Origin of the sequence: Paenibacillus sp. NPDC058367 (assembly GCF_042723305.1) — a bacterium.
Taxonomy (GTDB): Bacteria; Bacillota; Bacilli; order Paenibacillales; family Paenibacillaceae; genus Paenibacillus_AQ.
Genome location: NZ_JBHXIZ010000002.1, coordinates 615976 through 640552 on the forward strand (window position 1 = coordinate 615976; position 24577 = coordinate 640552).

General features: G+C 42.8%; 20 protein-coding genes. 14 read left to right on the plus strand and 6 right to left on the minus strand.

Annotated elements, in window-relative coordinates; all coding sequences use genetic code 11:
• The first annotated feature begins 106 nt into the window (after nt 1-106).
• A complete protein-coding gene (locus ACFWMP_RS13490) occupies nt 107-2860 on the plus strand; it encodes a glycoside hydrolase family 2 protein (RefSeq protein WP_339241768.1) in 2754 nt (917 codons plus the stop codon).
• Nucleotides 2861-2956: 96 nt separating this feature from the next.
• On the opposite strand, the gene ACFWMP_RS13495 is transcribed toward ACFWMP_RS13490, so the two are convergent.
• On the minus strand, nt 2957-4651 hold the full coding sequence (locus ACFWMP_RS13495) for a M3 family oligoendopeptidase (RefSeq protein WP_042189010.1): 1695 nt from the start codon (nt 4649-4651) through the stop codon (nt 2957-2959).
• Nucleotides 4652-4950: 299 nt separating this feature from the next.
• On the opposite strand from ACFWMP_RS13495, the gene ACFWMP_RS13500 reads away from it, so the two are divergent.
• The 8 genes from ACFWMP_RS13500 to ACFWMP_RS13535 all read left to right on the plus strand — a co-directional run bounded on the left by ACFWMP_RS13500 (nt 4951) and on the right by ACFWMP_RS13535 (nt 13575).
• On the plus strand, nt 4951-5373 hold the full coding sequence (locus ACFWMP_RS13500) for a VOC family protein (RefSeq protein WP_076298804.1): 423 nt from the start codon (nt 4951-4953) through the stop codon (nt 5371-5373).
• 218 nt (nt 5374-5591) lie between these two features.
• Nucleotides 5592-6776 (plus strand): GntR family transcriptional regulator, encoded by a 1185-nt coding sequence (locus ACFWMP_RS13505; RefSeq protein WP_339241763.1) that lies wholly within the window; start codon nt 5592-5594, stop codon nt 6774-6776.
• A gap of 234 nt (nt 6777-7010) precedes the next feature.
• Nucleotides 7011-8276: a glycoside hydrolase family 125 protein gene (locus ACFWMP_RS13510; RefSeq protein ID WP_379423927.1), complete on the plus strand. Its 1266-nt coding sequence runs from the start codon at nt 7011-7013 to the stop codon at nt 8274-8276.
• A gap of 42 nt (nt 8277-8318) precedes the next feature.
• Nucleotides 8319-9623: an ABC transporter substrate-binding protein gene (locus ACFWMP_RS13515; protein ID WP_339241759.1), complete on the plus strand. Its 1305-nt coding sequence runs from the start codon at nt 8319-8321 to the stop codon at nt 9621-9623.
• A 65-nt stretch (nt 9624-9688) separates the two neighbouring features.
• Nucleotides 9689-10576: a carbohydrate ABC transporter permease gene (locus ACFWMP_RS13520; protein ID WP_042188999.1), complete on the plus strand. Its 888-nt coding sequence runs from the start codon at nt 9689-9691 to the stop codon at nt 10574-10576.
• A 32-nt stretch (nt 10577-10608) separates the two neighbouring features.
• Complete coding sequence (locus ACFWMP_RS13525) at nt 10609-11496, plus strand: carbohydrate ABC transporter permease (protein ID WP_340970470.1); 888 nt, start codon at nt 10609-10611, stop codon at nt 11494-11496.
• A 33-nt stretch (nt 11497-11529) separates the two neighbouring features.
• Nucleotides 11530-12585 (plus strand): glycoside hydrolase family 76 protein, encoded by a 1056-nt coding sequence (locus ACFWMP_RS13530; RefSeq protein ID WP_042188994.1) that lies wholly within the window; start codon nt 11530-11532, stop codon nt 12583-12585.
• A gap of 12 nt (nt 12586-12597) precedes the next feature.
• The gene (locus tag ACFWMP_RS13535) at nt 12598-13575 is read left to right on the plus strand and encodes a glycoside hydrolase family 76 protein (RefSeq protein ID WP_379423928.1); all 978 of its coding nucleotides are present in this window, start codon (nt 12598-12600) and stop codon (nt 13573-13575) included.
• A gap of 186 nt (nt 13576-13761) precedes the next feature.
• Here the strand turns inward: ACFWMP_RS13535 and ACFWMP_RS13540 are convergent, their stop codons facing one another.
• The 3 genes from ACFWMP_RS13540 to ACFWMP_RS13550 all read right to left on the minus strand — a co-directional run bounded on the left by ACFWMP_RS13540 (nt 13762) and on the right by ACFWMP_RS13550 (nt 16514).
• On the minus strand, nt 13762-14868 hold the full coding sequence (locus tag ACFWMP_RS13540; protein ID WP_339241751.1) for a glycoside hydrolase family 88 protein: 1107 nt from the start codon (nt 14866-14868) through the stop codon (nt 13762-13764).
• A gap of 135 nt (nt 14869-15003) precedes the next feature.
• Nucleotides 15004-15861 carry a helix-turn-helix domain-containing protein gene (locus tag ACFWMP_RS13545; protein ID WP_339241749.1) on the minus strand — a complete coding sequence of 286 codons (858 nt, stop codon included), beginning with the start codon at nt 15859-15861 and terminating at the stop codon, nt 15004-15006.
• 512 nt (nt 15862-16373) lie between these two features.
• A complete protein-coding gene (locus ACFWMP_RS13550; protein WP_379423929.1) occupies nt 16374-16514 on the minus strand; it encodes a hypothetical protein in 141 nt (46 codons plus the stop codon).
• A 246-nt stretch (nt 16515-16760) separates the two neighbouring features.
• Here ACFWMP_RS13550 and ACFWMP_RS13555 point away from each other — a divergent pair, with 246 nt between their 5' ends.
• Nucleotides 16761-17138 (plus strand): DUF1304 domain-containing protein, encoded by a 378-nt coding sequence (locus ACFWMP_RS13555; protein WP_042188986.1) that lies wholly within the window; start codon nt 16761-16763, stop codon nt 17136-17138.
• 145 nt (nt 17139-17283) lie between these two features.
• Here the strand turns inward: ACFWMP_RS13555 and ACFWMP_RS13560 are convergent, their stop codons facing one another.
• Complete coding sequence (locus ACFWMP_RS13560) at nt 17284-18171, minus strand: fructose bisphosphate aldolase (RefSeq protein ID WP_341055445.1); 888 nt, start codon at nt 18169-18171, stop codon at nt 17284-17286.
• 772 nt (nt 18172-18943) lie between these two features.
• Between ACFWMP_RS13560 and zwf the strand changes: the two genes are divergently transcribed.
• From zwf to ACFWMP_RS13575, 3 genes are all read left to right on the plus strand, one after another.
• The gene (gene zwf, locus ACFWMP_RS13565; protein WP_379423930.1) at nt 18944-20479 is read left to right on the plus strand and encodes a glucose-6-phosphate dehydrogenase; all 1536 of its coding nucleotides are present in this window, start codon (nt 18944-18946) and stop codon (nt 20477-20479) included.
• A gap of 72 nt (nt 20480-20551) precedes the next feature.
• Nucleotides 20552-21445: a phosphogluconate dehydrogenase (NAD(+)-dependent, decarboxylating) gene (gene gnd / locus ACFWMP_RS13570; RefSeq protein WP_379423931.1), complete on the plus strand. Its 894-nt coding sequence runs from the start codon at nt 20552-20554 to the stop codon at nt 21443-21445.
• 166 nt (nt 21446-21611) lie between these two features.
• The gene (locus ACFWMP_RS13575; RefSeq protein WP_379423932.1) at nt 21612-22256 is read left to right on the plus strand and encodes a class I SAM-dependent methyltransferase; all 645 of its coding nucleotides are present in this window, start codon (nt 21612-21614) and stop codon (nt 22254-22256) included.
• A gap of 87 nt (nt 22257-22343) precedes the next feature.
• Here the strand turns inward: ACFWMP_RS13575 and ACFWMP_RS13580 are convergent, their stop codons facing one another.
• Nucleotides 22344-23099, minus strand: a complete 756-nt coding sequence (locus ACFWMP_RS13580; protein WP_076283464.1) for a DeoR/GlpR family DNA-binding transcription regulator — start codon at nt 23097-23099, stop codon at nt 22344-22346.
• 319 nt (nt 23100-23418) lie between these two features.
• Between ACFWMP_RS13580 and ACFWMP_RS13585 the strand changes: the two genes are divergently transcribed.
• Nucleotides 23419-24570: an iron-containing alcohol dehydrogenase gene (locus ACFWMP_RS13585; protein WP_339241741.1), complete on the plus strand. Its 1152-nt coding sequence runs from the start codon at nt 23419-23421 to the stop codon at nt 24568-24570.
• Nucleotides 24571-24577 lie beyond the last annotated feature (7 nt).

Sequence of the window (24577 nt, forward strand, 5' to 3'; positions counted from 1 at the left end):
GTACACTGAAGATTATATATTGTAAAATTATAATATACATTGCGAATTTTATATACTGGTGCTAAAATGAGCTCAACTTCTTATTTTGAAAGGCTGTGCTCATATCATGACAACTTCCGTACTGAATGTTGAGAGTCTTCCGATTCCTCGTCCCGAACATCCGCATCCACATTGGCAGCGCAACGAATGGATGAATTTGAATGGGGAATGGTCATTTAGCTTTGATCCGAGCAATGAAGGAATTAGCGAACATTGGTATTCCAATTCCGAAATCGCTTACAGTTCGATGATTACTGTTCCTTTTTCTTGGGTAAGTCCATTATCAGGTATTGGCAGTGATCATAAAGGGATAGGATGGTATCGGCGGACTTTGAAATGGCAGACTACCGACTCACAGACACGACTATTTTTGCGATTCGGGGCAGTGGATTATTCATGTGACGTTTGGATTAACGGAGTGCATGTTGGTTCACACCAAGGTGGATATGGTTCATTTGAGTTCGAAGTTACTCAGTACTGGGTTGAAGACTTAGACAATACAATTGTCGTTAGAGTAGAGGACTTCGATCATGATTACCAAACGCGTGGCAAACAAGGTTATGGAGAAATTCGCGGAATCTGGCAGCCCGTATGGCTAGAATCTCGGCCTCAGACTTATATGAAAGATGCTAAGTTTGTGACCACTATTGATGGGCAAGTGAACGTGACGACAAGAATCTTTGCACAAGAAAATGGATCGGCAAATTTCACGCTGAAATTCGCAGAGAATTCTATATTGCATACTGAGAAAATAGATCTTATCGCAGGGGAGAATGAATTTAAGCTCTCTTTCCATATAACAGATCCAAAATTGTGGAGTCCAGATACACCTTATTTGTACGAAGGCGAACTACAACTTAGCGGATCTTTTGGCACAGACACAGTCAGTACCTATTTCGGAGTTCGAGAAATCCAAACTGTGCGTTTTGATGAGCGTGGTTATCGCTGGATTACCCTCAATGGCAAGCCGATTTATTTAAACGGTACCCTTGACCAGTCTTATCACAAAACGGGATATTTCACTTATCCGTCTGATGAAGATATGCGGGATGAAATCTATCTAATGAAACGTTTGGGACTGAACTTTGTGCGTATTCATATCAAGCCAGAAGAACCACGAAAACTATATTGGGCGGATAAACTGGGTATTTTGGTGATGGAAGACATGCCTTGCTTTTGGGGAAATCCCGATGAAAAAGCACGTAACGCGTATGAACGTGAAGCACTCGAGGTTATTGAACGAGACTATAATCATCCATCCATTTTCTCATGGGTAATGTTTAACGAGACTTGGGGCTTGAAGACGAACGCTCAGGACACTAGTCTGACGAGTGATTTACAGCAGCAGACTAGTTATCTCAAAGAAACACAGGAATGGGTTCGGGAACAATATCGCTGGGCAAAACGACTAGATCCATCTAGAATCGTTGAAGATAACTCACCTTGTAACTATGATCATGTGGAATCTGATATCAATACTTGGCATTTCTACATTAATGGTTATGATCAGCTTAGATCACATTTGAATGAGGTTGTAGACAAAACTTTCCCAGGTTCAGACTTTAACTGTATCGGAGGTAATGTACAATCTGATGCCCCGCTGATGAACAGTGAATGTGGAAACGTATGGGGTATCGAAGGCGGGGCAGGGGATAGTGATTTGGCATGGCATTACCGCTATATGATGAATGAATTCCGGCGGCATGATAAGCTATGTGGTTTTGTATTTACCGAATTTCGCGATGTTACGAACGAGTTCAATGGTTATTATCGGTTAGACGGCAGCGATAAAGATTTTGGTTATGATGACTTTGTTCCAGGGATGACGATTTCTGATCTGCATTCTCCGGACTTCATCGTGATCGATGCACCGCCATGCCAGACAGTAAACGCAAAGGATGAAGTTAAAGTTCCGCTTCTTCGTTCCAGCTTCTCAGATAAATATCATGGACAGCATTTACAGGTGAAGTGGGAACTTTGGTACGACAATTTGGGAACACGAGTTGTTACACAAAGTGAGCATATGTCAGTGAAGTGGGACGGATATGGAGTATCAGATTTATCTCCTCTTTATGTCCTTATGCCTGATCAGGACGCAGTTGCAGTGCTGGCAGTTTCCTTGATAAATAATAGGGAAGAGGTAATCACACGCAACTTCATTACGTTTGATGTTAGAAGCGGTAATCAGAGTGTAAGGTTTGAAGGGGATGGAGATTGTATTAATATCCCGGTGGATGCGTATAAAGAACACAACTTTGAACAACAATGGGAAGCTATTCAGTGCTCAAAAATCAATGGGGCTGGGCAAGGCCATTATGCATATGATGTAACTCTTCCAGATGGTATGGAGAAAAAGATGATTGGCGAGATCGAAATCATGTTCGAAGCCAGCGCAAAGCGAGTATTGGCTCGAAATGTTGAAGGCGCAAAGCAAAATGAAATGGGACTTGATCTCATGCATGGTGCAGATGCTAGGGTGGAGTATAATCCGAATACGTATTATATGACCGACGAAGAACGTCATCCTTCACGTGTGAATGTTCTGATAGAAGGTCAACGGATTGGCTCCTTCTATTTGCCAGATGATCCGGCCGACAGCCGAGGTGTATTATCTTGGCATTATCAGCCATTAGCGAATAAGTTAGATGAGGCGGGCTCTTACGGCTATCTGTGTAAAGTAAGTGTACCGGGGCAGTTAGCAGCTAAACTAGATCGCAATCGTACTTTCCGTTTGGAGCTTCAAGCAGAGGGCGGAGGCTTAGCCTTATATGGTCGCAATGCGGGTCGATACCCAATAGATATATTGATTCGTTATCGATAACATACATGGGTGAAGTTGGATCATTCAATTTTAAAAAGCAATCCAAGCCATAAGGCAAGGATTGCTTTTTTTGTGATGAGCTTATCAGAGAATGGATTAAAGCTCTTTATCATTAATGCTGTTCAGCCAACCTTCAATATCCCCAATAACGGAGCTAATGCAGCCATCTTCAAATGGTGAAGTCAGACCCGCTAGTTCAACCAGTTTAATAAAGGACTTGCTTCCACCAGCTTGGCATAGCTCCAAATAATCGCTCCAAGCAGATTTGAAATCTTCGTTCGAACGTTTCCAGAATTGGAAGGCACATAGCTGTGCTAGTGTGTAGTCAATGTAGTAGAACGGTGAGGCAAAGATGTGGCCTTGTTTATGCCAGAAGCCCCCTTGTTCCAGATAAGTGTTACCTTCATAATTACGATGTGGTAAGTATTTCTTCTCGATGTCTCTCCAAGCTTGCTTGCGTTCAGCAGGAGTTGCTTCAGGGTTGCTATAAACAAAATGTTGGAATTCATCGACAGATACCCCGTAAGGAATAAACTGAAGGCTGTCAGATAAGTGATTAAAGCGGTATTTATCTGCATCTTCTTCAAAGAACAAATTCATCCAAGGCCAAGCGAAAAATTCCATACTCATGGAATGAATCTCACATGCTTCATAGGTTGGAAAAGCATATTCTGGCACATTAATATTGCGGCTTTCATAAACCTGGAACGCATGACCCACTTCGTGAGTTAAGACATCAATATCCCCAGAGGTGCCGTTGAAATTTGAGAAAATAAAAGGGGCTTGGTATTGGCTGAAATAGGTGCAATATCCGCCGCCTTGTTTTCCTTTTTTGCTTACTAAATCCACCAGATTATTGTCCAGCATGAAGGTGAAAAATTCATCCGTTTCAGGGGAGAGCTCTTTGTACATCTTCTTACCGTTAGCTACAATCCAGTCTGAATCTCCTTTAGGGGTAGCGTTCCCGGTCTTAAAGCTAAAGTTCTCGTCGTAATATTTCAATTCATCTAGACCCAGTCGTTCAGTCTGACGTTTCTTTAACTGCTGGGAGACAGGTACGATATATTCAAGAACTTGTTTGCGGAAATTAGCAACCATTTCAGCATTATAGTCGGTACGCATCATACGGTCATAACCTAGCTGAACAAAGTTGCTGTACCCAAGCTTTTTAGCTATGCCGTCACGGACCTTGACGAGCTCGTCATAGATGCGGTCAAATTCAGCCTCGTGTTCGGACATAAAACCAAACCGAGCTTCAGAAGCGCTTTTACGCATATCACGGTCTGTAGACAATTCGAAAGGTGCGAGTTGAGGCAGTGTACGCTCTTCACCTTCAAAAAGAATCTTGGCAGATGCGATAAGCTGGGAGTATTCAGTTGATAGTTTGTTCTCCAATTGTAAATCTTCAATGATTTCCGGACTAAACGTCCGCAGCGATACTTCAGCAAGCTGGAGTAACTGCGCACCCCATTCCTTTTCAAACTCGGCTCTATATTTGGAATGTACGAGTGCTTTGTAGTAGTTAGTTATGTATTCCTGAACGACAGGCCCGATTTCGTCCATGAATTCTTGTTCGGCTTTGTAAAATTCATCTGTCGTGTTGATAGAATGACGAACGCTAACCAATGTCTGCATCGTGTCAAACTCATTGCGAAGCTTGTTAATGGCAGTGACGGAAGCTTTTTGCACCTCTAGTGGTGATGTGTCGTTGAGATCTTTCAGCAGGGCGTTAAAGTCTTGCTTGAATTTCTCTACATCCGGTCGCTCATAGCGGTAATCATCAAATTTCATAAAAAAATCAACTTCCTTTCTATACCAGATAGTCTCTATTATATAATCTGAACAGCCATTTACGATAGACCTGTGTAAGCTTTTTATGGTCGAAAAAAGAACAAATGTACAAAAGTGTAAAAACTTGTTAAGTGGAATATGGTTTGATATTATCTATGAATATAGTAGATCTTATCAAGAAAAAATGGTCCATCCAGTTATGCGAGAGCAGATGAAGATGCATTGGGAAGAAGTACTGAACACAATTAATGAGCGCACTCGTACAATTTAACGAAGCGAAAATAGGAGGCTTGATATAGATGAAACCCCGAATTACAGTAATAACACTAGGCGTGGATGATTTGGAGAGAGCTTTGGTTTTTTACAGGGATGGATTAGGATTTCCGACCGAAGGGATCATTGGCAAAGAATTTGAACATGGAGCGGTTGCCTTTTTTGATTTGCAGGCAGGCTTGAAGCTGGCACTTTGGAATCGGAAAGATATGGCCTATGAGGCAAAGGTTCCATTATCCCCAGCCAGTTCAACAGAAATAACGATTGGCCACAATGTAGGAAGTAAAAAGGAAGCAGATCAGGTTATGGAGCTAGCTCAAAAGGCTGGTGCGAAGATCGTTGACCCTTTACATGATACCTTTTGGGGAGGGTATTCCGGTCACTTTATGGACCCCGATGGGCATTTGTGGGAAGTCGCATGGAATCCGGAATGGGAGCTCGAGAATTAAAGGAGTCTATTCAGAGCTTTGTTACTTAGCCTCTCTTAAACCGTATTCTCAGAATACGGTTTATCTCTGTTTCTATACGAATTTTTTCGCTTTACACTCTGAACCCTTCCTCCCTCTTTTTTTAACTGCTTCAGTACAAATGTCGACAAACTTAATATATCATGATATATTATTATGTATAAAGATTAAAAAATTAGAGTCAGGAGATAACGAAAGTTATGAATGAGACAACGTCATCCAAACCGATGTATGAAAAAATATTTGATGAAGTGAAGCAGCTTATTGTAAATAAATCCTATGGACAAGGGGAGCGAGTTCCTTCAGAAAAAGAACTGGCCGAAACCTATAATGTAAGTCGGATTACGAGTAAAAAAGCTCTGGAAATGCTAGCGGCCGAGCATTTAATTGTGAGAAAACCGGGAAGAGGTTCGTTTGTGGCTGATCCGGCAGTTGACTACATAGATTCAGTTATGTCTCCTGAGACGACCTCCGACGGGACGGTTTTTAATTCCTTTAACCATGAGGAAAAGACAATTGGTCTGATTATTACCGACTTTGGCAACAGTTATGGAACAGGCTTGATTTATGGGATGGAACAGGCTTCCCGTGATAATGATTGCTTCCTCGTTCTACGAAGAACATTTGGCGTACCAGAGAACGAAGAACAGTCTATTCAGAAGTTGCTTAGCTTGGGTGTAGATGGTCTGATTGTTTTTCCGGCTCAAGGCGAATTTTTTAATGCTGAGATTCTAAAATTGGTGATCGGCCGTTTCCCTTTAGTTCTGGTAGATCGCCATCTGAAAGGAGTAGCGGCTGCTTCGATCGGCACGGATAACATAAAGGCTGCACTTAAAGGGACAGAGTACTTATTTGATCTTGGGCATACTCATATCTCTTTCCTCTCTCCACCTCCAGCGGATACGACGGCTCTTGAGGAGCGGGTGGAGGGATTTATACAAGCACATGCGGAGCGGGGGATAGCTGTAGATAAGGGGTTGTGGGTTAGTGATTTAACCTCAACATTACCAAATTCCTTTAATGATGAGAATATTGAACACGATATCTCACGGCTAGTTTCTCATTTACAAGAGAATCCAACAATAACGGCGCTTTTTGCCGTGGAATATAATATTGCCCTGCTGGCTAGAACTGCGGTTGAACGTCTTGGGCTGCGGATTCCAGAGGATGTTTCAATCATTTGCTTTGATAGTCCACCAACTCCACTCGGCTCGGGTTATGCGTTCACTCATTTGCGGCAGAATGAAGAAGAAATGGGGCGACTGGCAGTTGAGAATGTACTGCAAATTATGAATGGCCAGACTGTATCGAATAAGATAATGCTGGAAGCTGAGTTGATTTCTGGTGAATCTACGGGACCTGCTAAACCATCTAATTCTAATTAATTTTATGCGATTATCCATAAATTAGTTGTTATAAAAACCTATCTTTTTGGATGGGTTTTTTTGTTTGTTTTAGATAGATGTTTATCATTATAGAAGTATTGATATATCATTATCAATAAATAAACATATTGACATACTAATTACATGACAATATACTAATTTGTGAAAGCGCTTCAAAGGAGAAAGAAAAAGGGGGTATTATAACTGAAAGCAACCAGAGAAATCCCTGAGTCGATGAAGAAACTGGCATCTAATGTAAAAGCGCAGCTGAGGGATCGTCCAAAATTAGCCGAAATGTTCGAGAAATGTATGGATAACACCTGGAATACAACCTTAAAAAGAATGGCGAATGGCACCACTTTTGTCATTACCGGAGATATTCCAGCGATGTGGCTGCGGGACTCGGCCGCTCAGGTTAGACCCTTTCTGATCCTTGCCTCCGAGGATGAAGAAATTGCGGACATGATTGAGGGACTTGTACTAAGACAATTCGCATGTATTCAGCTTGACTCTTATGCGAACGCGTTCAATGAAGAAGAAAATGGGAATGGCCATCAGGAGGATCTTACAGAGATGAGCCCAGGAGTATGGGAAAGAAAATATGAGATTGATTCATTATGCTATCCGATCCAACTGGGTTATCTGCTCTGGAAGAATTCGGACCGAACTAGTCAGTTTAATGATTCATTTGTTAAGGGTGTAGAAAGAATTATTGCATTATGGACTACTGAACAGAAACATGAGAGCGATTCCAATTATCTTTTTCAACGGATGAACTGTCCACCTACGGATACATTAGTGCGTGAAGGTAAAGGAACGTTGACAGCTTATACCGGAATGACATGGTCCGGATTTCGTCCTAGCGATGATGCCTGTGAATACGGGTATTTGGTTCCTGCTAATATGTTCGCTGTGGTTGTTTTAGAGTATGTGTGTGAAATTGCCCGAGAGATCCTAAGGGATCAGGAACTGGAATTGAAAGCTAGAAAACTTTCTGAACAGATTAATGAGGGAATACGCCAGTATGGAATCGTAGACCACCCAGAGTTTGGGTCAGTCTATGCATATGAAGTAGATGGCCGTGGACTGGTGAATTTGATGGATGATGCAAATGTGCCAAGTCTGCTCTCTATCCCTTATTTGGGTTATGTGAGTGCCGAGGATCCTATCTACCAAAATACCCGAAAGCTTATTTTAAGTAGCAATAATCCTTATTTCTTCGCAGGAAAGGAGGCTTCTGGTATTGGAAGTCCACATACGCCTAGTCGTTATATCTGGCCTATAGCTTTAGCGATTCAGGGAATGACATCTACCAGCGATGAGGAACAGGAATCCTTGCTTAATCTGCTGGAGAAGACGGATGCGGGCACCGGATTTATGCATGAAGGGTTTGATGTGGATAATCCCGACGAATTTACACGTCCATGGTTCTCATGGGCAAATATGATGTTCTGCGAGCTGGTGCTTATGCACTGCGGGTTACAAGTTAAGCGGGGTTAATGTCTACAAGTTTTTCAATCGACTCTAAAGGGGATAGAGAACATGAAAAAATGGCTGGTTACCACACTTGCTTTGGTTATGACAGCTTCACTTGCTACGGGCTGCGGTGGCAGTAATGGGTCCACCGGTAAAGAGTCCGGAACTGCAAGTAAATCAGGGAGCAGTGATGGAAAAAAGACGGAGCTTACCTTCTGGGGGGATTGGGGCGGTGAGGGGCAGAAGCAATTTGAGACCATGGTTGATGCCTTTAATAAATCGCAGGATAAGATTCATGTAAAGTATGTGCTGCAGCAGGATATGATCACGAAGTTCCTGACTTCCGCAACCAATGGCGGCACTCCTGATGTGCTGTTTTGGGATCGCTGGAGAACTTCATTGTATGCTCCAAAAAACGTCCTGCATCCGGTTGACGAATACTTAACGCGTGACGGTATTTCCGAAGATGACTTCTACAGCGAATCCCTTCGTGAGCTTTCATACGATGACAAATTATATGGGCTGCCGCTTACCGTAGATGCTCGTGCTCTTTTCTATAATAAGAAGCTGCTCGCAGATGCAGGACTTCAGCCTCCAACAACATGGGATGAGCTAGAGACGGCTGCTACGAAGCTCACCAAATGGAACGGCAATAAATTGGAAATTGCAGGTTTTTCAATGGGGGATTTGGGGCTTTTTAATATGTATCTTCAACAGGCTGGCGGCACCATGCTTACGGAGGATGGAAAGACCAATTTTAATAATGATAAAGGAAAACAGGTGCTAGAGTTCTGGGATCGCCTGATGAACAAAGATAAGGTGTATAAAGTAGGGTTTGAGCTTGGACTTGGGGAAGGGCAAGATGCTTTTGTCACAGGCAAAGTTGCTATGTTGTATTCCGGTCCGTGGATGCTCAGCACTTATAACAAATACGGTAAAGATCTAGATTATGGAATCGTTCCCCCTCCAGCTGGACCAAACGGGGATAAAGGCAGTGTTATGGGCGGATTTGGTCTGGTGATTCCAGAAGGCTCCAAACATAAGGAAGAGGCGTGGGAGTTCATTAAATGGTGGACAGCGAACAAGGATAACGCATTGCTCTGGGCCAAGACCAGTCTGAATCTGCCTGGCTATAAGCCGTCTATGGAAGATCCATTCTTCAAAGATGATCCCAAGTGGCAGCCGTTTCTAGAAACACTGGAGTTCGCTAAGGTTCGTCCAAACCACCCTGGTTATTCCGTGATGGAAACCGACGCGTTGGCACCCAATTTGCAGCTAAACCAGCAGAACAAGCTGAGTATTGACGAAACCTTGAAGAAATCACAAGAAGAAGGCGACAAAATGCTAAAGGATAATGAGGTAGTGAAGTAATAAGTAAGACATTTGAAGTAAGGGGGAGGTCTTGCCTCCCTTTTGCTTAGGAGGGGGTAGCTGAAATGGCTTCCATCAGAAAGCTAGAGAAACATCAGGCGCGGACAGCTTATTTGTTTATTACACCAACGGTGTTGCTATTTACAGTATTCACGGTCATCCCCGTGGTAATGGCGTTGTATTTAAGCTTTACCAATTACGATGTACTTAGTAGAAATGATTGGATCGGTTTTGATAACTATCGCCGTTTGATAGAAGACAGTTTGTTATGGAAAACATTCCGAAATGTATTTTTTTATTCGATCATTTTCGTTCCGCTAAATATCCTGATTTCGCTGCTCCTCGCGATTCTACTTAGTCGAAGCTGGCGTGGGGTGAAGCTGTTCCGCACTCTGAATTATCTGCCAACTCTTACATCCGCCGTTGCTGCTGCTACCGTTTGGATCTGGCTTTTGCATCCTGAATTTGGTTTGGTTAACGGATTGTTGTCCTATGTTGGGATTACAGGTCCAGCTTGGTTATCCGAGACCCGAACAGCGATGTTGTCCATTATTATGCTTACTCTCTGGCAGTCGGTAGGTTCTAATATGATTATCTACTTGGCAGGTCTGCAAGGTGTGCCTGACTATTTGTATGAATCCGCAAGGCTGGACGGTGCCAATAAACTGGATTGTTTCCGGTATATTACTTGGCCGCAACTACGTCCTACGACCTTTCTAGTCAGCACGATGGCAATCATTGGTGCGTTACAGTTGTTCGACCAAGCTTTTGTGCTGACGCAGGGTGGTCCAGCGAATATGACGAAAACTCCGGTTTATCTGATCTATCAACAGGGCTTTAATCAATTACAAATGGGGTATGCGTCTGCACAAGCTTTTGTGCTTGCTGTGGCGATTCTCATATTCTCACTTATAAACATGCGGATCACAAAGGCGGAGGAGTCCATTGTATAAGCGGGCTTGTCATGCAGAAAGGGGATAGAGGTATGGATACTAGTGGAAGTTCGTTATTAAAAAGACGCTTAAGTAAATCTATTTATTATATAGTGTGCATTGTTATTGCAATCGTAATGTTTCTACCTTTCTATTGGAGTGTTCTTACATCTTTGAAGCCTGACGAAGAGATATTCGCCATGCCCATTCGGTGGTTTCCTTCACATTTGACCTTAGAGCACTATCGTAAGGCGTTTACAACGGTTCCATTTGCCCTCTTTTTCTGGAATTCACTTGTGCTTGCTGTAGCAGGTGTACTGGCGAATCTGTTTTTTGGGTCGATCAGTGGCTACGCATTCGCAAAGTTGAATTTTAAGCTCAATAAGCCAATATTCCGCGTGCTGCTAGCGGCGATGATGATACCGGGCATAGTGACGATGATCCCTACAGTTTATGTCATGCGTCATATTCCATTTTTCGGAGGTAACGATATTTTTGGCAGTGGGGGGAACGGGTTGATGAACTCCTTCTGGGGGATTATTCTTCCGGGGGCTTCAGGAACTTTTGCTGTGTTCTTTATGCGGCAATTCTTTCTTACCCTACCTAGTGACATGATGGAAATGGCCCGGATCGAAGGCTGTGGAGAGTTTAAGATATTTTGGCGCATTTATTTGCCGCTGACCAAACCAGCGCTGGCGACTTTAAGCATCTTTACTTTTCAAGCGGGCTGGAACAGCTTCCTATGGCCCATGATTGTACTGAATGACCCGGATAAAGCAACGATTCAGATGGGACTTCAAGCCTTCTCCTATAATTTCCAAACAGATTACGGTCCAATGATGGCTGGTGCGCTTGTTGCGATTCTGCCGATATTGGTGCTCTTTCTGGCACTTCAGCGTTATTTTGTGCAGGGGATTGCATTCAGTGGCATAAAAGGTTAATTCTATAAAAATCGAATCAGGGAGAGAGTTTATATGAACCAATTGGAGATCGGGATTTGGGAGGAACGGGCGAATCAAGCACAAGCTGCGCTGGATTCATTATTCTGGAATGACGCGATCAAAATGTACAATATAGAAACACCTTGTCCAAACGGAGAATGTAATACCATTTTTCATTATTGGTGGATGGCTCATGCTGTGGATGTATTGGTAGATGGATTACAGCGAACTAGAGAGGAATGGTATGCCGAACGGCTTTCCGCGCTTCATGAAGGTCTTTTGCGACGAAATGGGGGAGTGTGGCCCAACGAGTTGTATGATGATATGGAATGGATGGCTCTCGCGTGGCTCCGTGCCTATCAAGCAACAGGAGAGGAAGTTTATAAAGATACAGCCCTTCTTTTATGGGAAGACATTCAGACAGGCTGGAACGAGCATATGGGTGGTGGGATCGCTTGGCAGAAGTCACAGTTGGATTATAAAAATACACCTGCCAATGCCCCAGCAGCTATACTGGCGGCTCGTTTGTATCAAGCCTTCGGTGAAGCTGAGAATCTAGAATGGGCGCTAAAAATTTATAGATGGCAAAAAAAGCATCTGGTAGACCCGACGACGGGTTTTGTATGGGATGGCATGAATCGCACGGGCAATGGCCAGATCGATAAGGATTGGAGATACTCCTATAACCAAGGTATCTATATTGGCGCAGCTGTAGAACTCTATCGTATCACTAAGGACCCATCCTATTTGGAGGATGCCCGATTAACTTTTTCCGCTGCTGCTCATGAGCTTGCTGAGGCTAAGGCGGGTGTACTTCCAGACGAAGGAAATGGAGATGCTGGATTGTTCAAAGGAATCCTGATTCGGTATACGGCAGAATGGGTCAAAGCTGATGCCGCAGCTGTTGAAGCTGTCGATTTTCTGCGTAGGAATGCTGAATCTCTCTGGGAGCAAGGAAAGTCAGAGGACGCAGCTTTGTTTGGCACGGATTGGACTTTGTCATCTACTGGTGTAATTCAGCTCAGCTCCCAGCTTAGTGCAACGAAGTTATTGGAGAAGATGGCTGAATTAACTAAGGATCAGATTTGAGGTGAACTTTTAATGACACAAGCAAAAGAAGCCCTAAAAGCGCTTAACTGGCAGGAAAGGTCGGAGTGGTTCCAACAATGTCTAGAACGTAATTATTATAATGCGGAGACGGGGATCATGAATCAATGGTATCCCAGAGAGTATAACGTTGCAGGTGAGAATTTTTATTACTGGTGGCAGGCTCATGTCATTGATATTCTAGTGGATGGCTACGAGCGTAGCGGAGATCCTGCATATTCACTGAGAATCAAGGAATTGAGTGAACATCTCCAAGCTTATAACGGTGGGACTTTCAGGCATAATTACTATGATGATATGGAATGGACAGCATTGGCGCTGCTACGAGCTTATCGGGCAACTGGATATGAATCCTACTTAGGTGCTGTGCTAGATCTATGGGAGGATATAAAATCAGCTTGGAATGAACATTTTGGAGGCGGTTTGGCCTGGAAGAAGGATCAGCTCGATTATAAAAACACACCTGCCAATGCACCAGCCGTCATTCTAGCAGCTAGGTTATATGAACTTTTTCAAAAGCAGGAGGATCTGGAGTGGGCACTCCGTATCTATGAATGGAACAAAACATATTTAGTGGATCCTGCGACTGGTTTTGTGTGGGATGGAATGAACAGACTCGGGGATGGCCAGATTGATTTCGATTGGGAATTTACTTATTGTCAGGGAGTGTTTCTAGGTGCGGGCTTAGAGCTGTATAAGAATACGGGGGATGTCCATTACTTAGAAGATGCGAATCGAACTGCTAATACATGTATTGATCGTCTATGCGATCCGATGAATATGATGTTGCCTGATGAAGGCATCGATGATACTGGATTGTTCAAGGGTATTCTGATTCGTTATCTGGTTCAACTTTGTGGAGAGGTTCCTGAGGCTAGCAGGATTCGTGAGGTAATCATGGCCAATGCTCGGCGTTGTGGGAAAAAGGTCTCGATAAACAGCCGGGTCTTTGTAGTCCATCGTGGGAATTGAAACCGGAGCTTCCGGTTCAACTGAGCATTCAACTCAGTGGCTTGATGTTGCTGGAAGGGGCCGCTGTACTCATGAGGGAATAGCTTAAAGGCGTATAAAGAAGCTTCTCATTTTAAATGGTGCAGTGATCTTCCATTTAATGTAGAGAAGCTTCTTTTTTGTTATTATAAATTAATCGTTTATCTGTTAGAAAATCCGATGTTTCCAACCATTCAATTTAGCGACAGCTTCAATATAATAGTAGTCTCCATAGATCAGCGATACATCGATAAAGGAAGTGCCGCTGCCCGTTCCATGCAATAAAATCGCTTCATGCTCTGGCTGCTCCCAAGTCGCGTAATTTTCGGTCAGTGAGCGGAGAATTCGCTCCGCTGCATTAGCGTAGAGGCTTTTTTCGCCTACAGGTACGATCGCTGCAAGCTCTAACAAACCTGAAGCGGCGATAGATGCCGCAGAGCTATCTTTGAACATCCGTTCGTCATCCGCTAGACGGAAATCCCAATAAGGAACTTGATCCTCAGGTAAAGCCGAGATGAAATAATGGGCAATCCGCTTTGCGGTGTTCAAGAACCGTTCATTTCCACTGTGGCGATAGGTATTGATGAAGCCGTACAGCCCCCAAGCCGTTCCACGGCTCCATGAGGATTCAGCTGAAAAACCTTGACCGCCAAAATTCTCAATATATGCCCCAGTCTCCGCATCGAAAGATAGAATATGTTTGGTTGATCCATCCTCGCGAATACCATATTGCATCGTCGTCTCTGCATGGCTAATAGCAATATGCTTATACCGTGGATCACCAGTTACTTTGCTGGCCCAGAACAGTAGAGAGATATTCAACATGCAGTCGATAATTACCCAGCCATATTTATCTTCATTCCATGCGCGGATGAATTTGCCTACAGGATTATAGCGGGCAGCGAGGAAATTCGCCGCTTCAATCCCCCTACGCAGGGCATCTTCGTCACCCGTAATCGTATGTTTGATTACAGCTGTCGGAAGGAATTGAAATCCTACATCGTGATGCATCTCAACCGTTGGTTTGATAAACCATTCCTCCAAGGTTCCGTCCCAATGCCAAGCGGCTTTCTTGTATAAGTCTTTTCCAGTCATATCATGCATGATCCAGAGTAGCCCAGGCCAGAAGCCAGTGGTCCACCAGTCTGAACCAATATCATCAAATTTTCCATTTTTCCCTGCAAAATGTGGGCATTTGTCACCAATCTGCTTTACCATCTGTTCTACTTTTGTGTCGAGTCTGCATATAAGCTCTTGCCAATAGGATGATGTCATAATTACTGCCTCCAGTGTGGTGGTTAAGATATTATGAGTATAGCTTTCCTAGTGGCTGAAAAGTTTTGTTTTGCTACAATGAAATGTTCGAATATTGTCATGATGGAGGGTTGGAGGATGGTGAAAATGTTGGCGTTAATTATTCTTTCTATATTTTAATGGCGTTGTTCCGAGGACTTTTTTGAACAAGTGATTGAAATAGGAGGCGTTCGGGAAACCGACAATGATTCCGATTTGCTCCACAGGCAGGTCTGTCGTTCCTAACAAGCGGCAGGCTTGTTTGATTCTCCGGGCTGTCAAATAATCCACGAGCCGTCCGCCGGTCTCTTGATGAAAGATTCTAGAGATATAGGATTTGGACAAATGAATTTCCTCAGCCAGCTGATCCAGATTAACCTCCTCATGATAATGCTCTTCGATAAAGCTCATGATTTTTTCAGAATAGCGCAAGGTCCGCCGTTCTCCTGATTGGAATATCTGCTGATCTCCTGTCTTGATACTGCTCAATAATTGAAGGATTAACATCGAAATGTCTTCGGTATTTTCGCTTGGATTTCTTTTTTTATTGTGATCATATTGCTCCAGAATCCACTCCACAATTTCAACACGATTTTCAAGATCAATGGCGCAATACGTATTTTCCCCTCGCCAAAGTGTTGTGAATAAAGCTTTTCTTTTCGAAAAGCCCACTAGCAGGTTCTCCGCAACATGTGGATCAATATAGAAGATGGATCTTTCAAAAGGACAAGCGGGAGAGACCTCAGAATAGATCCGGTGCAGCTGATAGGGCTGGAAAAAGAATAACATCCCCCTGCGGATATCGTACATCTGCTGATTGACAACAACATTTCCCTGACCGCCATGCACGAACATGATTTCACAGCATTGATGCCAGTGATAATAACCTTTGTAATAGTCATCTGTATATATTTTGTAATCCCAAACTAAGGTCTTATGTTCTTCAAAAACAACGGCTTCGAATAGCTGCTTCATAGGCCCTCCAAGATGACAAAATACAAACATTTTTTTATTCCATTATAACTTTAAGGGTTATGAAAGCGATACAATAAAAATGAAATGAGCAATTCTATCGGGAGACAGGCCGCCATGTTAGATTACATAAACAGAAGCCCAGAATCCAGAATTCAAAAGCTTAAAGCTGAACTCGACTTGAAAACTGCAAAAGTGCAGTTTTTATCAGTTCATTAGGTGTTGGTTAAGGATATTGCTGCAAATATACACGAATATGACTCTAAATTAAGCTTGGTTATCTTAAAATTAGTGAAAAACTGTATTTATGCAGGAAAACTCCTCCGTGGATGAATATAGGACTTAAAAGATGTAAAATTGCAGGATTTCTACAAGCGGTTCATCGCGTTGGGCTGGAGTTCATACTTTACAACAGATGATTGATATTTAAATGAATCTCTACATCAATTGGGCGTAATGGGCGAGCAAGCGTATAGGCAAGTCGGATGATTTCCCGTTCCGCCACACTCTCCAGACTAACTGACATGTGGACCAAAACCTTTGATTTCGATGACTAGCTTCACATACCGAGTGATGTATGCAAAGTCACAGAAATAGGATTGACCCCGCCAATCGAGCACTTCGAATTCAACAAAAGAACGTCCCGATCCATTCAAAAAGGAATGAATCGGGACGTTCTTCGTCTCGTACATTTAATTATAGTTAAGATTCTATTAGTTGACCAGACGAATAGGACTTTAAAACTTCATAAATCAGTAGCTTGATTTCCGCATTCTTTTGTTGATTACTAAGAAGGGGATTTGAGTGGCTTTAATATGAAAATGATGATGGAATGTACAACTTTCAATTAATGTGTGATACAATTAAATTGTACACAATTTAAATTAAGGGGAGTTAATCAAATGATCATAGCAGGTAATATCATGGTCGGTCTTGTTGCGTTAATACATATTTATATTGTCTATTTGGAAATGTTCGCTTGGTCAAAGCCCAAAGGGCTTCGAGTTTTTGGAATGACGCAGGAAGTTGCGGATGCTTCTAAAACTCTAGCAGCGAATCAAGGGTTGTATAATGGATTTTTAGCTGCTGGTTTAATTTGGGGACTGGTTCATCCGAATGTGAATTTCGGCCACCAAGTTGTAATCTTTTTCCTCTGCACTGTTATAGTGGCGGCGATTTATGGTGCACTGACGGTGAAAAAATCTATTTTGTTTATGCAAGGCCTTCCAGCTTTCATCGCTTTAATACTAGTAGTTTCGACTTATTTTCCTGTGACTTAAGCAGAAGCGGCAACTAACTGTTTGCGAGCAATACCCTTAAAAAAAGTTAATCCAAATTAAAAAAAAGGGCTGTTTCCCAGCAGGTAATTACCTGTCAGGGAAACAGCCTTTTTATGTCTTACGTCTTCACGAGGGGAAGAGCTGCTTATTGAATAGAGGCAGCATAAATCGCTTCTACGGATTTGGAGAGGAGTGCGTTAAACTCTTCGTCTGACTGCCCTGAACTTAATCCTTGCGATAAAGCACGTGAGAAGCTGGCGATTAATCCTTGATTATGGGCGAGTTTATCGTTGGCCTCAGCTTGAGTGTAACCGCCGGACAAAGCGACAATTCTTAAAACGTGAGGATCGTCCATTAACTCGCGGTAGAAGTTATTCTCCGTGGGTATTGAGAGCTTAAGCATGACCTTTACGTCTTGGCCCAGCTTAGACAATTGAGCTGAAAGTTCTTCTTTTAACAGCTTTTCCGACGCTGTTTTATCAGCAGAATGGATATCAACCTCAGGCTCGATAATCGGAACCAGTCCCGCTTCTAAAATTTGCTTGCCGACTTCAAACTGCTGTTCAACTACTTTTTTGATGCCGGAAGGATTGGCTTCTTTAATCACCGAGCGCATTTTCGTTCCAAAGATATTCCGTTCGTTGGCCCGCTTCAGAAGATCACTTAAGCCGGGAATTGGCTTCATGAGCTGTACCCCGTTTTCTGGCTCGGCAAGTCCTTTATCGATTTTCAGAAATGGGACAATGCCTTTTTCCTCCCACAGATAATCAGCAGTATATTTTCCGTCGATGAGACGGTCCATTGTGTTCTCAAATAAGATTGCACCCAGTATATTCTTCGAATCAAATGCAGGGCTTTTGATAATGCGCGTTCGCATCTCGTGAACCATTGCATACATTTGATCTTCATTGGAGTAGCTGTCCTCTTTAATGCCATATTGCAGCAGCGCTTTAGGTGTACTTCCACCACTTTGGTCCAAGGCAGCTATAAATCCCTGTCCCGTCCGAATTCGATCCCATTGCTTCATATTCATGAAAAAATCTCCTTCCTTTCGTAAACTGAATGGAAATTCATGCGTTCTTTAATTATAACACTTAAAATACTGGCCTTAAACAAGAGGCAGGGTGAACAAGGAGGTAACCGTCCAACATGAGTTGGTAGCAACCAAAGAATTAAGGACTTCTGAGTCCGAATCAACCAAGGAGATCAGCGCGAGTTGACGTAAAGGACTGCATTGCAGCTATTTGTTTAGTTGGCGCATTTTTGAGAGAAATCGGACTGTAATAGCTCTTATCATCTCTCCGAAGCGTACTCTGATAATCTTCCTCGAAGATGACCTTTTTTATGCTTAAAAATCTAAGTTGAGATTAAAAGCAAGATCGATTTGTAATATTTTATGGACGTCGTCCATTTCAAAATGATCAATTACTTAAAGTTAGTTTGAAGATACGAGGGAGCGCGAGTAAAGGTGGCGACTGGAAATTTTATTCTTGTTACAAAGTGGCTGGTGTGATGATTTTCTAATCGGAGGGGGTGGATCGAAATTGGCTAAAGCCGCACTGGGATTGAGATTTTTCTTTAATCAACGTGAATATCCGAGTAATTTAATGCGAATGATCCAATACTATTTTCTTTGTGACATTAATCATAATTACCAATTCATAGCTTTGTGAAAATAATAACTTTTCGTAAATGTCGAAATGAGGTTGACGTATGAAAATATCAGTCGTATGATTGATTCTACTGAGTATGTTAGTAATTAAAAGTAAGTATATAAATAATGTATAACAACAGGAGGAATGAAAGTGGAATCATCAACATTTGTGCTATTCGGCGCTACAGGAGATTTGGCAAAACGTAAAATCTATCCTGCACTATATAACCTCTTTTTAGATGGTCAAATTTCAGGTCCTCTTTCTGTGATTGGATTAGGAAGAAGAGAAGTTTCGAACGAAGCCTTCCGTAAGCAAGTACTGCAATCCTTACAGACTTTTTCTAGACAACCAGCCATTGACTCACCGCAATTGCAGGTGTTCTTGGAGGCTTTTGAATATAGCGTACTAGACGTAGGGAATACCGAAGATTACTCCAAGCTTCTGGAGCATGTTAAACGTCGCGAGCAGTTGTTCAATATTCCGGAGAATCGGATGTTCTATTTGTCTGTGGGTCCTGAGTTCTTCAAGGAAATCGCAGCTAATATTCACTCAAGCGGTCTGGGTTCCACGAAAGGCTGGAAGCGTCTGATTATTGAGAAGCCTTTTGGCACAGATTTGAAATCTGCAAGAGCGCTGAATGATAGCTTGAATGCCGTATTTACTGAAGAAGAAATCTTCCGGATTGACCACTTCCTAGGTAAACCGATGGTGCAGAATTTGGAAGTTCTGAAGTATTCTAATCCAGTGCTAAGAGCGCTGTGGAAAAATAGATATATCGCGAATGTTCAAATTACGGCGAGTGAGACTGTCGGCGTTGAAGAGCGGGCAGGCTATTATGATAAAGCTGGCGCACTTCGTGATATGTTCCAGAACCATATGCTGCAGTTGATGATGATGATGGCGATGCAGCTTCCTAAAGGCAGTACACCTGAAGAAATCCGTGGGAAGAAAATATACGTCATGGAGCATCTCATTCCAATTAGCAAAGATGAGGTTAATAAACATGTTGTCCGTGGACAATATACGGAAGGTGAAATCAAAGGGAACCCTGTTCCAGGTTATTTGAATGAGCCAGGAATTAACCAATCCTCGCAAAATGAGACGTTTATCGCAGCGCGTTTATTTATAGATGATCCGCTCTGGAATGATGTGCCTTTCTATGTTCGTACAGGTAAGAGAATGAAGGAGAAATCCACACGTATTGTTATTGAGTTTAAAGAACCGTTTAATGATAGTAATAACTTGAATAAAGGAAATGATGTACCGAATTTACTGATTATCGAGATTGGACCGAATGAAGCCATAACTCTACAACTTAACACGAAAGATCAGCTGCAAAAAGGAAAGCTTGAGCCTGTCCGCGCTACTTATGAAGCGGGTACCTCAGATGTTCCGGAAGCCTACGAGAATCTAATCTTCGATGCACTTCGTGGAGATGCTACCTTCTTCGCTCACTGGAGAGAAGTAGAACTGTCATGGCAGTGGGTTACACCTATTCAGGAAGCGATGGAAGAGGGGCTTATGCCACTTCACACTTATGCTTCAGGTTTATATGGTCCAGATGCGGCTATGGAGCTATTGGGTGAGGATCGCTGGTGGTTCGATGAGGCAGATCAGGAGGCAGAAGTTCTCTCTGCTCAGGCAGAAGTTGCAGCAACGCAGGAATCTATACGGCCAGGGGCGTAAGCCCCTGCCTGTTTTTTTTACCAATTTTGGAGAAATTACATCATAAGAATCTATATATCGGAGGGGAATTACATGAAAGTAGGATTAGTTGGATTAGGAAAAATGGGCTTCAATTTGGGCCAGAATTTGCTGGATCATGGACATGAGGTTGTTGCATTTGATTTGAATGCACCTGCTGTAGAGGAAATGAAAGCTAAAGGTGCCAGTGGAGCAGTAACGCTCCCTGAGTTGGTACAACAATTGGAAACGCCTAGAATCATTTGGATTATGGTTCCACATCAGGTTGTGGACTCTGTCATTGCTGAGATCACACCTTTGTTATCAAAAGGAGATATCGTCATTGAAGCGGGGAATTCGCACTATAAGGAATCGATTCGCAGATATGAGCAATTGAAGGAACATGGAATCTGCTTCATGGACGCAGGTACGTCCGGTGGGATGGAAGGAGCGCGTAACGGCGCTTGTTACATGGTTGGTGGAGATCCTGAAGCTTGGGAGGTTGTGGAGCCCATCTTCCGTGATACGGCTGTGGAAAGCGGCTTTTTATATGCCGGCAAAGCTGGTAGTGGCCATTTTCTAAAAATGGTTCATAACGGTATCGAATACGGCATGATGGCTGCCATCGGTGAAGGCTTTGAGGTGCTGGAAAAGAGTGAGTTTGATTATAACTTTGAGGAAGTCGCCCGGGTGTGGAATCATGGTTCTGTCATCCGTTCTTGGCTGATGGAACTGGTTGAACGTGCGTTCTCGAAAGATGCTAAATTGGATGAGATCAAAGGGATTATGCACTCCTCCGGAGAAGGCAGATGGACGCTCGAAACTGCATTTGATCTGCAAGCAGCAACACCGGTCATCGCGATGGCGTTATTAATGCGCTACCGTTCGCTTGAGACCGATACCTTCACTGGTAAAGTAGTGGCTGCACTTCGTAATGAATTTGGTGGACATGCCGTTGAAACGAAGTAATTAATGTTAATCATTAGCCCGAATTTCCTCGCAATTCATTCTGCGGTGAAATTTGGGCTTTTGTTTTGCTAAAATTAATAAATGAAGAGAATAGATCGAGTACGACTTTAATCTTTTTAACATATTTTAGAGTTAGATGGGGAAATTACGATAAGGGGGAGTTGACATGCGAAGCGGAATTCGAGAAAGACTTCATTTTCTGTATAAATTTCTGCATGCGCCCCGACAATTAGGAAGCGTGACTCCCAGTTCGCGCTGGCTGGCAAAAACGATGCTCGACATCATTCCGTGGCAACAAATGCATAATATAGCTGAACTGGGTGCGGGTACTGGAGCCATCACAAGCTTTATTCCAAGCGGGGAAGAGACCGAGATGAATGTGCTCCTGTTTGAGAAGGATCCTGATTTTCGTCATCAACTAAGACTTAATTTCCCTGACCGTATTTTTTATAACGATTGTTTGCGGCTACGGCTTGCGCTTCATAATAGAAGGTTGGAGAAGTTAGACTGCATCGTGAGCAGCTTGTCTTTTAGGAATTTCTCAGCCTCAGATCGGACGCTTTACATTGAACAAATTATATCTTCTTTAAAAGAGGGCGGGTGGTTCATCACTTTTGAATATTTTCCTCAAATGAAGAAGGAATTAATGCAGCATTTTGATATTGTGAGTGCTAAATGGGTGCTGTTAAACTTCCCGCCAGCGCTTGTTTATATTTGTAGGAAGAAGGCTTTTACACAAGTAAAGCAGGCAGATCATATTCATTCTTCATTAGATGTAATATCAATTTCGCAGGTTTCTACGGAAAGATGAGGATGAAAAATACAACAAATGCCGTCACCCATAGCTCACTGGGGAACGGCATTTTTTAAATTCGGCTTAGTATGTTCATACCCTCTGTTAATAAAGAACTTCAATATTGTCCTCGTTCAGACGTTTTAGCCAAGCTTCAGAAGGCTTACGGTCAGTAATCAAGAAATCAATATGGGCAAGCTCAACCAGCTTTGTAAAAGCAGTTTTATCGAATTTGGTGTGATCCGCCAGGAGTATGACCTTATTGGCTTGTCGTAGCATGTACTTCTTGAGCTCACACTCTGGTTCGTTGGAATCTGTGATGCCTCGTTCCATATCCATTCCTTTGCAACTGATTACCGCTGTATCCACATTGTATCTTTGAATGGTGTCATGGGCTACCGGTCCCACCAGCGACAACGATCGGTAACGAAGTGAACCGCCAGTAGAGATGATATCCATCCCTGAATTCGAGAACTCATGCAAAATATTAATAGAATTTGTGATGATGGTTAGATTGTTTTTGTTTCCCAGCAATTTTAGAAACTCAAAGGCTGTAGAGCTTGGATCTACCATTAATGTATCTCCATCATTGATTAAATCGAGCGCCTTCAAAGCGATTCCCCGTTTAATATCTGTATTCAAGGCATTACGTGTAACAAAAGGCAGATCCTCATTCGTATGGCGATTCAGCATAGCACCGCCATAGGTACGACTAAGGATGCCATCCTTCTCTAGCTTCTCCAAATCTCTGCGTATCGTTTCTTCAGTGACCTCAAACATTTTACTTAGATCGGAGACTAGAACGCGTTTATCTTGATGGACGAGATCTATAATTTTTTTGCGTCTTTCGGCTGCAAGCATAGGAATCACCTTTCCAAAGCTATATTTTACAATCATAGCGCTTAATATCTGTGTTTTGCAATAAAAACAACTTAAAAACATCTGTACTTTCCAATAATATTCACAAAACAGATATAAAACAAACAAAAACAACATAATTAATATTTAAAATGTTGACAACAAAGATTTAGGAGCATACGATGAAGAAGGAAATAATTCCCTTAGAGATTAATCGAGTTAGTGTGATGCAAAGCCGGCTCAGCTGCTATTCAGAGGCCAGCCTGAGGCGCTGCAGACGAAATACAACGTTTATTGAACTCATTAGGAGGCTGGTCAAGCAATGAGCACGCATGTGTATTACGTTCCATCGATCAATATTATGGGCAAGGGATGCTTACAGGAGATTGGTCCTTACATTCAAGAACTTAATTTGAAGAAGGCACTTGTCGTTACAGACAAATTTCTTATGAAGAGCGGTATTGCTGGTAAATTGTTGGCGGTATTGGACGATGCGGGAATTGAATATGCCATTTATGATGAAGTGAAGCCCAATCCGACCTGTAAAAATGTCCACGATGGCGTAGATTATCTCAAAGCGCAGAATTGTGATTCTCTGATTTCCATCGGCGGTGGGTCGCCACAGGATACTGCTAAAGCCATTGGTATCCTTGCCACAAATGGCGGTCACATCAAAGAATATGAGGGCGTACACAAGTCGAAACATAAATCGCTGCCGATCGTTGCTGTGAATACCACCGCAGGGACTTCAGCTGAGGTCACTATTAACTATGTAATCACAGACGAAGAACGCAAAGTGAAGATGGTAATGGTGGATAAGAACAGTATTGCTACAATCTCAGTTAACGATCCAGAGCTTATGGTAGATAAACCCGCTGCACTTACGGCAGCAACAGGAATGGACGCTTTGACGCATGCAATTGAGGCACTAGTAACGCCAGGAGCATATCCGGTAACTGACGCTACGGCACTAGCCGCAGTGGAGATTATTTTCGCTAACTTGGCCCGTACCGTGAAGAATGGCCATGATATTGAGGCTCGTGAGCAAATGGTGTATGCGATTTTCCTAGGCGGACTTGCCTTCAATAATGCAGGGCTTGGTTATGTGCACGCGATGGCGCATCAGCTTGGCGGTGTATATGATCTGCCACATGGCGTATGTAACGCAATGCTACTCCCATATGTGGAAGAAGAGAATGCCAAATATGTGCCTGAGAAATTCAGGGCTATTGCTAAAGCGATGGGGTTAAACGTTGAGAGTCAAACTGATAAGGAATGCGCGGACTTCGTAATTGAGTCGATCAAGGCGTTGTCTAAAGAAGTAGGCATTCCATCTAAACTATCTGAGCTTGGAGTAGATGAGGTCGATCTTGATCTTTTAGCAGAGAACTCCATGAAGGATGCTTGTGCACCGGGTAACCCTTTTATTCCAACGAAGGAAGAAGTTATTACTCTATTCAAAAAAATGCTATAACTCATCC

Bases quoted from the DNA above. Each gene is read 5' to 3' on its own strand.
- ACFWMP_RS13510 (WP_379423927.1), top strand. From the start codon at position 7,011: ATGAAGAAACTGGCATCTAATGTAAAAGCGCAGCTGAGGGATCGTCCA.
- ACFWMP_RS13490 (WP_339241768.1), top strand. From the start codon at position 107: ATGACAACTTCCGTACTGAATGTTGAGAGTCTTCCGATTCCTCGTCCC.
- ACFWMP_RS13535 (WP_379423928.1), top strand. From the start codon at position 12,598: ATGACACAAGCAAAAGAAGCCCTAAAAGCGCTTAACTGGCAGGAAAGG.
- ACFWMP_RS13495 (WP_042189010.1), bottom strand. From the start codon at position 4,651: ATGAAATTTGATGATTACCGCTATGAGCGACCGGATGTAGAGAAATTC.
- ACFWMP_RS13580 (WP_076283464.1), bottom strand. From the start codon at position 23,099: ATGCTTGCAGCCGAAAGACGCAAAAAAATTATAGATCTCGTCCATCAA.
- ACFWMP_RS13545 (WP_339241749.1), bottom strand. From the start codon at position 15,861: ATGAAGCAGCTATTCGAAGCCGTTGTTTTTGAAGAACATAAGACCTTA.
- ACFWMP_RS13555 (WP_042188986.1), top strand. From the start codon at position 16,761: ATGATCATAGCAGGTAATATCATGGTCGGTCTTGTTGCGTTAATACAT.
- ACFWMP_RS13560 (WP_341055445.1), bottom strand. From the start codon at position 18,171: ATGAATATGAAGCAATGGGATCGAATTCGGACGGGACAGGGATTTATA.
- ACFWMP_RS13575 (WP_379423932.1), top strand. From the start codon at position 21,612: ATGCGAAGCGGAATTCGAGAAAGACTTCATTTTCTGTATAAATTTCTG.
- ACFWMP_RS13585 (WP_339241741.1), top strand. From the start codon at position 23,419: ATGAGCACGCATGTGTATTACGTTCCATCGATCAATATTATGGGCAAG.
- ACFWMP_RS13540 (WP_339241751.1), bottom strand. From the start codon at position 14,868: ATGACATCATCCTATTGGCAAGAGCTTATATGCAGACTCGACACAAAA.
- ACFWMP_RS13505 (WP_339241763.1), top strand. From the start codon at position 5,592: ATGAATGAGACAACGTCATCCAAACCGATGTATGAAAAAATATTTGAT.
- ACFWMP_RS13500 (WP_076298804.1), top strand. From the start codon at position 4,951: ATGAAACCCCGAATTACAGTAATAACACTAGGCGTGGATGATTTGGAG.
- ACFWMP_RS13525 (WP_340970470.1), top strand. From the start codon at position 10,609: ATGGATACTAGTGGAAGTTCGTTATTAAAAAGACGCTTAAGTAAATCT.
- ACFWMP_RS13530 (WP_042188994.1), top strand. From the start codon at position 11,530: ATGAACCAATTGGAGATCGGGATTTGGGAGGAACGGGCGAATCAAGCA.
- ACFWMP_RS13515 (WP_339241759.1), top strand. From the start codon at position 8,319: ATGAAAAAATGGCTGGTTACCACACTTGCTTTGGTTATGACAGCTTCA.
- gnd (WP_379423931.1), top strand. From the start codon at position 20,552: ATGAAAGTAGGATTAGTTGGATTAGGAAAAATGGGCTTCAATTTGGGC.
- ACFWMP_RS13520 (WP_042188999.1), top strand. From the start codon at position 9,689: ATGGCTTCCATCAGAAAGCTAGAGAAACATCAGGCGCGGACAGCTTAT.